Origin of the sequence: Komarekiella delphini-convector SJRDD-AB1 (genome assembly GCF_014831675.1) — a bacterium.
Lineage (GTDB): Bacteria > Cyanobacteriota > Cyanobacteriia > Cyanobacteriales > Nostocaceae > Komarekiella.
In genome coordinates this window covers 1-9,932 of sequence record NZ_VJXY01000101.1, presented here as the reverse complement: position 1 = coordinate 9,932, position 9,932 = coordinate 1, and the positions used below count along the sequence as shown (strand labels likewise).

The window sequence follows — 9,932 nt, the reverse complement described above, 5'->3', positions numbered from 1 at the left end:
GGGAGAAACAACGTAATAAGCAAAAAGCCAGTGTGTATTGGGGTTTCCAAACCAAAGACGCTCGCCGGAAAATGCAGCATTTATATCCGAGCTTAACCTAGCAAAGTTTGCTTGGTAGACTACTAGCCGCCTGAGAGAAAAAACTTTATCTTCCTCTCAGGAATCACAGCTAGACTTTCAAGCGATCCGCGATCGCATCCTTACTAAACTCAAGCTAGGTAAGCAGTCCTCAGCAGCTAAAGCGATTGATGCTTTTATCAAAGACCTATGCGATAAATAAACTTTAATATCTAGTAAAGGATTAGTTGTATGCAGGAGCAAGAGACGTTAGAAACTTATATTCAAGCGATTGCAATATATGAAACTGCTCTTAAGTTTGCTCCTAATGACTTTAAAATAAACAAGCGCAAAGGCATGGCTTTAGAAAAGTTATCCCAGCTACAGTTTTGTCTTGACCAAAATCAAGATGCAATCGATACTTTAAAGCAAGCGATAGCCACTTATGAAACTGCGTTTGATCAAACTCCCGATGATATCCTTAACATCAGTTATCTAGGGATGATCGTAGAAAGATTAGCACACCAACAGTCGAGCCAGAAACAATATAGCGAAGCATTCGTTACCTACCAACAGGCTGTTGCCACTTACGACAGTGCGCTAAAGCTTGTTCCAAATGACTATTGTAATTATGTACTTAAGGCTGGTGCATTCACATCCTTAGCTGATTTACACTTCAGCCTGTCACAGTACACACAGGCACTTCCTTATTATCAGCAGGCGATCTCATGCTTTGATGGCTCACTGGAAATCAAGCCTATGAAAGGTAATGAATTCGGTAAAGCTCGAACATTGCGAAAATTGGGTAATTGTTTTCAACGATTATCTCGAAACTCGGAAGCATTTGAGTGTTATCAATTTACAATGGAGGTATTTAAACGCGCCTTCCCACCAAATCATAAACATATCCGTTCTCTGTCAGAGCAGATGGAGAAACTCAGTTAACGCCCTACAGACAGGAAAAAGGGTATATGTTACTGTTTTTCTAGAGCAAGCAGATACTAAATTAGTTAGTTAAAAATCAGCGAAGGCTTTAGTTTTGCTTCACTATTCAGTACCTTCTGTGTGAAATGTGTTAGTTACTCACTTCCACTTAAAGCTTTGCTAATGTCAGCTAAAGTTTCATACTGTTTTGAAGGCAACTGCTTCAATGCTCGCAGAATAACCTCGTCAACACCTCTTTGTTCTGCGTACTGAAGCAAGTCTTGTTTGCTGAGCGGATAAGTAACTTCATCCAAATTTTTCTGTAACTGTACTAAGTTAACTGTAGCCATGATGATTCTCCTCAAAATTTAACTTTAGTATATTTAAGCACAGCTAAATTTTTGACTCCCAAACTCAGTATGAAAGATGATTCTTATTTGCATGAGACATCAGACTTGTTGCTAGGGGAGCAGTCTTTCTTAACCTGTGGTACTAAATTAATTTTGAGAGGTTCAGTGGAGGGAGCTTGCCTTTGCCTGAGAAGTTGAATTTCTCTATCAATCAAATCTTTTCCTTCTCTAAAAAAGTCTTGAGAGCCAAACGGAACCAAGTCACGAGATAAATTTTGAGTTTGTGTTGGAGTTAGAGGAGAGAACTGTTGCTCACCATTAGCATGAGCCTGCCAAACTAGTAAAATAGCCGTTAAAAGCAGCAAGGCTTTTATTTTTAGGTTGCTGGTAAATGTCGGTTTCAAAATGATTGATGCCTCTGTCATAGAATGCTAATTTAAACCATCTTGTATTGGTCTGACTATAAGCAAAGTACATTTATCGGTTTGCTGATTACCTCCTACAAATGGCTTAATTTATCAAGTTAAATTTTTTGAAGGTGTTAAAATTTTGACTGCAACTAAAAAAAAGTAGCAATCATTTTTAACAAGACTAGAGCATGAAGGAGAAAATAATTTCCACTAGTATTCTTCTATTTGTAGAATGTAGCATTCGCATTCTGGCATCCGATGCACCCAAGCAATTTGGTTGCCATCAAACAGGGGAATTTCTACTTGCCACCATCTCCCGCCTCGTAGCCGACGATACAAGCGAAAATTGGAAAAAGCCCAATCTAAAAGTTGCACAAATCAAAACTTTCTAGAAGTCAGGCGAAATTCTCTACATAATAGTTTTTGCTACTTACTTTATACTTAATAACGGCTTAGTAACAGCTTGTTAACAGTTTAGTAAAATCGTAATCTCTGTTTCATCTTCTCAAATCTGTCTTGAAGTAGATTTTTCCGAATTTCAAATCAAGCTGGCAGCAGCATTTGAGTAGCCAAAAGGAGTCAAATTTACCTAAGTACATTTAATGTTTGGCAACCTGAGACTTTTGACGATTTGCTCATGTATTGGTGCTATTCCACAAACATTCTCAGATTTGGTGAGATACCTGGGCTATTTCAGCCTATCCTAAAAATGATTCGTGATCCAAGCGATAAGTAGAGGTAAGACAACAGCTAATGCTTGATTATTGGACGGCGAGTGCTGCGTTTTGGCTAGTAATGTTTGCAATACAAGAGTGGGTACTGCAATTCCAGCTGGGTTATCTGGGACGTTACTGGACTCTTACCAGCGCTGCTAGCTTATTTCTCGGCTTTCTGCTCTCTGGGTTAGTTTGTGTGCCACTAATAATTACTTCAAAAGTAGATCCGTTTACTTTCCCCGGCAATGTTATTCTTTGTGCCATCGCTGCCATCTTCTTTGGTGGGTTTCTTAGCCTGGGACAATGGCTGATACTGCGGCAGACTGACTTAACACCGAAGATTTTTGCGCTGATTAATACAGTAGTTGGAATCCTAATTTTCGCTCTACTGGTGTACTTCAATGAGCCTAACCTAGAGTGGAGTGGTGGGCCCATTCAAGGCTGGAAAACTGCCCTCGTGTTTCTAGCTGGAGGTGCAGTTACCGGAGGGGTCACAGGCAAGGCTTTGGATTTCTACTGTTGGCGAGTCGAGCAGCGGCTAATTCAAATAGAGAGGGAGAGGGTAGAGAAAGAAACGCGAGAAAGGGAAAGGGCGCAAAAAGAAAGGTTAGAGAGGGAAAAGCGAGAACAAGAAATTCTAGAAGCAGAAATGGCGGAAAGAAAAATGATACAGAGAGAAGCAGCACTAGAAGAAGAACGCAAGTGGTACGAAGAACATGGTGATCAGGATTACGAATATGAAGAGGATGAAGATGAGGATGAGGAGTAATAGTTTTTTAACTATGAGCGACCAAATCTCTACTTCCAGGGTGAAGAAATAGCAGTTGTCGAAAGCACCTTCTCCGCATTCAATCTAATGGCCGTTTCACCACAGCTAGGACATTGTACTTTAGCTAGCACCAATGACGGGCGTCCCTTATGCTCTCCAATCACTGGTTCCCCACTAAACTCGCTAATTATTCCTTGTCCGCAGTGGTAGCACTCGAACACTACGCGCCCTACTAGTTTGTCACAGTCCAGAAACTGCATGTGCTGACAGCGCTCCGGTGGTAACTCCTCTTCATCGCTATGATTAAACTGACGCTGGTGCTTAGATTGTTGCGGTGAATTGGATTTGCGATCGCCTACGGTGGGGCGTAGCCCATCGCGCGGGTAGGCTTTTCCTTTTTCTGAAGGTAGTGGCTTCTCGTCAGCGAGCGCCTGGGGTTCAGTTTGCGGTGGTTCGTCACTGGGAATGGAGTCAGGCTCAGAGGTGACTGGCGATCGCTCTGCTGGTTTATAAGCAACAAAGTCGGGCTTTGGGTCGTTGAACTTGGGCTGCTGTTGCTTGGATGGTTTAGATGGGCGTTGGGTAGATTTCATTGACACCTGTGTTTCAGTGAACTAAGCCGGACTGGGGGAATGAGTGTATTCTAACTGTTGCTCAATGGGTGATGACAAATTTTAAGAATAACTCCTCATGTGGTATAACATTATTCCACATGCTAAACTCACCAATATCAATTTTTGTATAAGCCCATGCAAGTTCGACTAGCACTGCTCTCGAACGCAGGTGGCAGTGGCAAAACAACTCTTGCAACTCACCTCGCTTATCTTTTAGCAAAAGAAGGGTTTCGCGTTGCTTTAATGGATCTAGACCCTCAAGGCTCGGTCAGCTTGTTCTGTGGGCTGCCACGTCCCAAAAGTGATCAAACAATTGCAGCAGTATTTCAAGATAATTTTCAAGGAAATTGGCCTCTTGTGCCACTTTGGCAAGAGTATTTAAAAAATGTAGAAGCTTGTCAGGGGGAAATGGGTTTAGTTAAAACAATAAACGAATTGGTCTTACATGAACGAGGAGCTTATTTGTTAGGAGATCGTCTAGTTGATTACCCCCTATCTCACGACCTAATTATTTTTGATTGTCCTGCTACTTTAGGGCCATTACCCTTAATTGCTCTTTCGGCATGTACACATTTAATTATTCCGCTTCAAGTAGAACCAAAATCAACTGATGGCTCTAGCAAATTGCTGGAATGGTTATATCACACATGTCGTCGTCTTAGACTTAAGCCAGAACCTCAGATAATAGGGTTTATTCCTAATCAATACGACCAACGTCTTGCTATCCATCGAAATATCTTAGCTCAATTAGTACCACAGCTAGAAAAGCTTAAAATTCATTGCTTTGCTCCCGTTCGTTTTTCATCGGAGTTCAAGAATGCTAGCGGTCTGGGAGTGCCATTACATCTCTACCGTCCAAATCACCCGGCTTGTGCTGATTTTTCTCCCATAGTGAGTAAATTGACTGAGTTGTTAAAGAGGGAAACTTAATGGCTAAGAAAGTTGGAGTAGATTTGTCCAATCTGTTTTCGGGAGCTGAGTATTCCCAGGAAGTTCATGAACTCAAAGAAACGATTGACAAACTTCAAGAAGAAATTACTCAATTACGCTCGACTGGCAATCAAGAACTAGAGACTAAGATTCAAGAACTGCGAGGTCATCTTGCATCATCCGGTGTACAAGATGTGGCGATAGAGGTAATTGACCCTAACCCAGAGCAACCAAGACAGACTTTTAGTGAAGAGAGTATCACCGCGATCGCTCTTTCATTGCAGTCAGAAGGGCAGCAAGAACCCGTCATTTTAATTAAGCAAATAAATGAACGTTACCTTCTGTTCGACGGAGAACGACGTTGGCGGGGTGCTAAACAATTAAACTGGGTAACTCTCAAGGCTGTAGTCATTCCTCAAACAGAAGCACTGCATCGTCGCGTATTATTAGCAAATTTACATCGAGAAAACTTAAATTCTCTGGACATAGCAGAGGCACTAATCAAAGAAATTGCTGCTCAAAGTGACTTCAAAGGCGAAGAAATTCCCCGTATATTAAGAACTGGAGTTCGTCGCTTAGAACGACAAGGAAGTATGACACAGGTGAGCGAACTTGTTTTAGCAACTAGAGAACAACAACAACAGCAACTTTTAACACTAGGGCTAGGAGATGCTGAACAAATAGTTTTTCGTGTTCTACTTTCTTTGCTTTTAAATCCTGCATCTGTTAATGCTAATATTTTTCCGATGTTAACATTACCGAATGATTTGAAGCAGGCTATTCGAGAACAAGGTTTAGGCGGCATACATGCCCTAGCCTTGGCACGGTTATCTGCAAAAACATTAGATATAACTGAAGCAGCAGCCCGAAAGGTGCGAACTCGGATACTCAAACAGGTTTTACAAGAGAAGCTGTCAGTTGCACAATCACGTCAGATTATAGCAGCAGAGATTGCTCGCCATACTAAGCAACCTGATTCCAATTCGGAGAAGAAACAAGTAGACACAATAATACGCCGGGTACAGGAAATTCATGTATTGCATGTAGAGCGTCCACAATTAATCCAAATGCGCGAAGCCTTGCAACAAAAATTAATAGAGATTGAGTCAGCTTTAAAACAAAGCGATAACCCTGAAGCATAATCCCCCCAGGTGATATTTTCTAAGTATTAAAATTGATGATTTTATATAGTTTTACCTTATCAACTCCCATTTTCGCTTAATCACTTAGTTACATGCTCACCCCCACTTCAGACCTAGTTCGCTCCTACCTCCAAGATATCGGTCGTTACCCTCTGCTGACCCCACCCCAAGAAATTGCATTAGCAAGGCAGGTGCAGCTGATGCTCAAGCTTGAACAAGAACGCGTGAACCTCACACAACAACTAAACCGAGAACCGACCAACTCGGAATTAGCCGCTTCACTTGAGAAAACCGAAGCTGAAGTAACCCAAATCCTGAACCTTGGACAACGCGCAAAGCAAAAAATGGTAACAGCCAACTTACGATTAGTGGTTGCGATCGCCAAAAAGTACCAAAATCGCAACATGGAATTGCTCGATTTAATTCAAGAAGGCTCACTAGGACTACAACGCGGGATTGAGAAATTTGACCCCAATCGTGGTTATAAACTATCAACCTACGCTTATTGGTGGATTCAGCAAGCCATAACACGAGCGATTGCGGAACAATCCCGCACTATTCGAGTACCTGTTCATGTCACCGAAAGGCTTAACAGAATCAAGAAAACACAGCGAGAGCTATTTCAGACACTAGGTCGTCTTCCTAATGTTGTAGAAATTGCCGAAAATTTGAACTTGCAACCGAACCAAATTCGGGAAGCTCTAACTGCATCTCGTCAAACACTTTCTCTAGAATTGCGAGTAGGAGAGAACCAGGATACAGAACTGGGCGAACTCTTGCATGATGAAAGCGTCTCCCTGGATGAAGATATCACCCTTGAATGTTTACGCCAAGACATGATTAATATGCTTTCATCGCTAACACCCATACAAAGAGAAGTAATAATCTTGCGCTTTGGACTTGAAAATGGGCAACAACTAAATTTGAGGCAGGTTGGAGAGCAGCTAAACCTTAGTCGAGAGCGAATTCGTCAAATTGAGGTCAAAGCAATGACTATTCTGCGCCGTCATCAAGACAATATTCAGGATTATTTTGCGTCATGATGATTAATGCCCTACGAAAGTTGTGATTTGTTCCAACTCGTCTTGATGTTAAGAAGCAACTATCGGTTTAACGCCTAATACAGTTCAATTAGTTGCACTACTACATCATTTTGAGCATCTTGAGGCGTTAAACCTTGAAAATATGCATGGAAGCTGTGTTCTTGAGCGGGGGAAGTGTGCTTGCGCGTCTCCACAAGTTGCCCTTATCTTCTAGATATGGGGTTTTCTCCCTCAAACTTAAGAACTTCCCTACCTCTGTTTGCTTCAGTAAATATCAACAACAGGTAGTATTACATTACTAAAATTGATAAGATTAACTTATGATTATGAATACTCCCTTGCCTTTAGAGCCTCCCGAAAGTGCCTTAGAAGCACTTTTGCAATTGCGGGATTATTATGCTCCTCTTGTAGAAGAGTATAAAAGGTTATATACCCAGTCCCAAGATAGTCTCAATCATGTAGAAGCTTTGCTATCTAATTGGCCAAAAACTTCCTCTTTGGAACAGGAAAAATCCACTCCTCAAAAACAAGAAGAGTCGTTAATATTCCTCACTGATGAATCTAAGAATGACGATTTTGACGATATTCCTCTAGAACCTCTGAAATTAGATGATTCCGAGCCTGAAGCCCTTGATGCAGATGATGATCTGACTGAACTATCAGAATCACCTATGTTCCCGCTCATTGAAACTCGCTCAGACGAAGAACCTGATGCAGTACTGACCCTTGAACTATCAGAGCCACCTACATTCCCCCTTATAGAAACTCGCTCAGATGAAGAAGTTGAGGTAGCTAAAGATATCAGTGGATTACCACAACCCATATCCCCAATTATAGGAACAGAGACATCAACTCAACAGCCTTCACTCCACGGGGTAGAAATTCCCATGCTACCCCAATACCAATCTCTAAGCCGCCCGGAAGCGATTGAACAGATATTGGCAGAAGAGATTGGCACAAGTGTTCACATAGATTTTATCGTGCGATCACTCTATGGAGAGTTAGAGCTAGATATCTTTAAAGTAGTTAAAGGTAGAGTTCAATCTTCGCTGACTCAGGGCAAGGAAAGCAATAAATGGTTCAGTGTCCCTGGAGAGCCGGGTTATTTTACTCTGTCTTTAACTTTACTCTCCAAAGAGCAAACTAAAAATTTATCCCTTCAAGCAAAGCGCAAAAATAACAAACCAATAAAGCCGCCGCAGCCCAAAGAGATACCAATGCTCAAAGTATATGAAGGACTATTCTTGATTGATGCCTTATCTACTTTTTTAGAGGAGAATTCGGGCAAAGTCTTCAATGTTTCAGAAGTAATCACTGGAATTTATGGGGAACTGAATGCATCTGATGCCAGGGAGGTTAAGAACAAAGTGTTGAATGAATTATCACGAGGTCATCGTACCGGACGATTTAATAGAGTTCCTGATAAAATAGGGTTTTATACCTGGGACTCCAAGTTAATTTAACAGTAGCGAATAATTATTAGCTACTTAGCTACCCTTGAAGGATAACAAAATATTTTAACTACTGTCTACTTCTGATTGCGCTCCCTCAAGTCAAGAAATTAACTGGGTTGAACTTGCCAAATTATGATGCTGGATGAAATCATCCCAGGTGTGAAAACAGCATGAAAGATGTTTGAAGTAAATCGGTAGAGCGATTGAGCTAACTTTCGTCAGTTTGATGGATGCTCAAAAGTGCTTAATTAAGTCAGATTGTTAGGAAATATTGATTTTAATTCAAAACTTGTAGAGTGCTGATGACACAAATGCCAATCGTTCGCCAAATCCTATCAGACCCAGATACCGGGTTACTACCATATTTAAGGCAGCAACTTCAAACAGAAAACTTTTTGCATTTTAAAGCCTTGTTTGGTTTTCATGTAGACGAATATTCTACGCAAGTTACTTCTAATGATAATTTTTTAGAAGTACAAACGGCACTTTTGTTAACTCTCAATTTATCGATTGTTGTAGACAGTCAAACACCCCCAGATGAAGCGACGCTCCACGCTCTTGAGTTTCAAGAATTGCTAGATGCACAAATTATTATCTGGAGTAAGGACAACGAAAAATTGCTCAACCCAATTGCACAAATTAAAGGGAATCTCAGCCAGTTATCAGAGATACCGTACCAGGGTGGTTATCTTCCAGGCTTTGAAATTAGAAGCCAGTTTACTCTAAACTACAGTGCTGGCACTACACAGTTAAAGCAGTCAGATGAACTAACTCAAGAGCGTCCATCCTCTTTGTATAGTCCAGGCGAACGCACTCCTATAAGTGGACAGTACGAACTAATCAATTCTAATGGGGAAGGCACAGGATTAGAAGTAACGTCAACTGCTGGCAATCCGTTTCCTCCAACGAGTGAGCCTGAGCAATCATATCGGTTAGTTGACCCCACTGTTCACAAAAAGCGTAATCACTAGCAGAGTAAAACCAATCTTGGGCTAGGTTTGTGAGGCGATTGGACTTCACCCGCAGAAATCATCTACACGTATATCCCGCCAAATATCAGAAACCTGCCAGCCAGAGTTACCAACGGATTGAACTGGAGGGTTGTCAAAGAATGGAATATAGTCAGGTTCTCGCAGTTCTGGAATGATTACTGGTAATTCCTCATTTATAGGTTTTGAAAAATTAACACTATCAGCTTGAAGAAGTTGGTCTTCGGCTTCTTCGATTGCCTTCATCTGTTTGAGGGTGAGCTTTTCAGATTTTTTGATAATTTTTCTGTCCATAAAAGGTGTCAAAAGGGATTTGCAAAAAAGAGAAACTGTCGGCCTGATGCTGAGAAAACTGTCAGAAGTAGCAATGCAGTTGAGTGCTGGGAAATTGCACAGAATAAACAAGATACAGTAATTTTGTAGAAAATACGAGTACCTGACTAAGAAATTTATGAGGTGAGTTGCAAAATTGGGCAACCGCCGCCATGCAGCAGAGGGGAAAAATGCTTAGAAACCTTAAAGTAAGAAATGTTA

The 9,932-nt window shown here is 41.3% G+C and carries 12 protein-coding genes; 7 read left to right on the top strand and 5 right to left on the bottom strand.

Translation table 11 applies throughout. The features are described from left to right. The first annotated feature begins 309 nt into the window (after window positions 1–309). A complete protein-coding gene (locus FNW02_RS36255) occupies window positions 310–1,002 on the top strand; it encodes a tetratricopeptide repeat protein (protein WP_191762323.1) in 693 nt (230 codons plus the stop codon). A 134-nt stretch (window positions 1,003–1,136) separates the two neighbouring features. Here FNW02_RS36255 and FNW02_RS36250 read toward each other — a convergent pair whose 3' ends face one another. The 3 genes from FNW02_RS36250 to FNW02_RS36240 form a co-directional block, all read right to left on the bottom strand. Next, the gene (locus FNW02_RS36250; protein WP_191762322.1) at window positions 1,137–1,331 is read right to left on the bottom strand and encodes a DUF2795 domain-containing protein; all 195 of its coding nucleotides are present in this window, start codon (window positions 1,329–1,331) and stop codon (window positions 1,137–1,139) included. Between the two features lie 83 nt (window positions 1,332–1,414). Then, window positions 1,415–1,756, bottom strand: coding sequence for a hypothetical protein (locus FNW02_RS36245; protein WP_191762321.1), 342 nt, complete (start codon window positions 1,754–1,756; stop codon window positions 1,415–1,417). Between the two features lie 195 nt (window positions 1,757–1,951). After that, the gene (locus FNW02_RS36240) at window positions 1,952–2,116 is read right to left on the bottom strand and encodes a hypothetical protein (RefSeq protein WP_191762320.1); all 165 of its coding nucleotides are present in this window, start codon (window positions 2,114–2,116) and stop codon (window positions 1,952–1,954) included. Between the two features lie 378 nt (window positions 2,117–2,494). Here FNW02_RS36240 and FNW02_RS39325 point away from each other — a divergent pair, with 378 nt between their 5' ends. Beyond that, entirely contained in the window at window positions 2,495–3,226 is a 732-nt protein-coding gene (locus tag FNW02_RS39325) for a hypothetical protein (RefSeq protein ID WP_225226224.1), read from the top strand. A gap of 29 nt (window positions 3,227–3,255) precedes the next feature. Here the strand turns inward: FNW02_RS39325 and FNW02_RS36230 are convergent, their stop codons facing one another. Next, window positions 3,256–3,819 carry a hypothetical protein gene (locus FNW02_RS36230; RefSeq protein ID WP_191762319.1) on the bottom strand — a complete coding sequence of 188 codons (564 nt, stop codon included), beginning with the start codon at window positions 3,817–3,819 and terminating at the stop codon, window positions 3,256–3,258. A gap of 156 nt (window positions 3,820–3,975) precedes the next feature. Here FNW02_RS36230 and FNW02_RS36225 point away from each other — a divergent pair, with 156 nt between their 5' ends. The 5 genes from FNW02_RS36225 (at window position 3,976) to FNW02_RS36205 (ending at window position 9,380) form a co-directional block, all read left to right on the top strand. Beyond that, on the top strand, window positions 3,976–4,770 hold the full coding sequence (locus tag FNW02_RS36225) for a ParA family protein (RefSeq protein WP_191762318.1): 795 nt from the start codon (window positions 3,976–3,978) through the stop codon (window positions 4,768–4,770). After that, a complete protein-coding gene (locus FNW02_RS36220; RefSeq protein WP_191762317.1) occupies window positions 4,770–5,912 on the top strand; it encodes a ParB/RepB/Spo0J family partition protein in 1,143 nt (380 codons plus the stop codon). The genes FNW02_RS36225 and FNW02_RS36220 overlap by 1 nt, the downstream gene beginning before the upstream one ends. Window positions 5,913–6,004: 92 nt before the next feature. Then, the gene (locus FNW02_RS36215) at window positions 6,005–6,955 is read left to right on the top strand and encodes an RpoD/SigA family RNA polymerase sigma factor (protein WP_191762316.1); all 951 of its coding nucleotides are present in this window, start codon (window positions 6,005–6,007) and stop codon (window positions 6,953–6,955) included. 326 nt (window positions 6,956–7,281) lie between these two features. Beyond that, the gene (locus tag FNW02_RS36210; protein WP_431356850.1) at window positions 7,282–8,418 is read left to right on the top strand and encodes a hypothetical protein; all 1,137 of its coding nucleotides are present in this window, start codon (window positions 7,282–7,284) and stop codon (window positions 8,416–8,418) included. A 293-nt stretch (window positions 8,419–8,711) separates the two neighbouring features. Then, window positions 8,712–9,380: a hypothetical protein gene (locus tag FNW02_RS36205; protein WP_191762325.1), complete on the top strand. Its 669-nt coding sequence runs from the start codon at window positions 8,712–8,714 to the stop codon at window positions 9,378–9,380. Between the two features lie 45 nt (window positions 9,381–9,425). On the opposite strand, the gene FNW02_RS36200 is transcribed toward FNW02_RS36205, so the two are convergent. Beyond that, entirely contained in the window at window positions 9,426–9,692 is a 267-nt protein-coding gene (locus FNW02_RS36200) for a hypothetical protein (protein ID WP_191762314.1), read from the bottom strand. Between the last annotated feature and the right edge of the window lie 240 nt (window positions 9,693–9,932).

Bases quoted from the DNA above. Each gene is read 5' to 3' on its own strand.
- FNW02_RS36200 (WP_191762314.1), bottom strand. From the start codon at position 9,692: ATGGACAGAAAAATTATCAAAAAATCTGAAAAGCTCACCCTCAAACAG.
- FNW02_RS36215 (WP_191762316.1), top strand. From the start codon at position 6,005: ATGCTCACCCCCACTTCAGACCTAGTTCGCTCCTACCTCCAAGATATC.
- FNW02_RS39325 (WP_225226224.1), top strand. From the start codon at position 2,495: ATGCTTGATTATTGGACGGCGAGTGCTGCGTTTTGGCTAGTAATGTTT.
- FNW02_RS36230 (WP_191762319.1), bottom strand. From the start codon at position 3,819: ATGAAATCTACCCAACGCCCATCTAAACCATCCAAGCAACAGCAGCCC.
- FNW02_RS36210 (WP_431356850.1), top strand. From the start codon at position 7,282: ATGAATACTCCCTTGCCTTTAGAGCCTCCCGAAAGTGCCTTAGAAGCA.
- FNW02_RS36245 (WP_191762321.1), bottom strand. From the start codon at position 1,756: ATGACAGAGGCATCAATCATTTTGAAACCGACATTTACCAGCAACCTA.
- FNW02_RS36220 (WP_191762317.1), top strand. From the start codon at position 4,770: ATGGCTAAGAAAGTTGGAGTAGATTTGTCCAATCTGTTTTCGGGAGCT.
- FNW02_RS36225 (WP_191762318.1), top strand. From the start codon at position 3,976: ATGCAAGTTCGACTAGCACTGCTCTCGAACGCAGGTGGCAGTGGCAAA.
- FNW02_RS36205 (WP_191762325.1), top strand. From the start codon at position 8,712: ATGACACAAATGCCAATCGTTCGCCAAATCCTATCAGACCCAGATACC.
- FNW02_RS36255 (WP_191762323.1), top strand. From the start codon at position 310: ATGCAGGAGCAAGAGACGTTAGAAACTTATATTCAAGCGATTGCAATA.
- FNW02_RS36250 (WP_191762322.1), bottom strand. From the start codon at position 1,331: ATGGCTACAGTTAACTTAGTACAGTTACAGAAAAATTTGGATGAAGTT.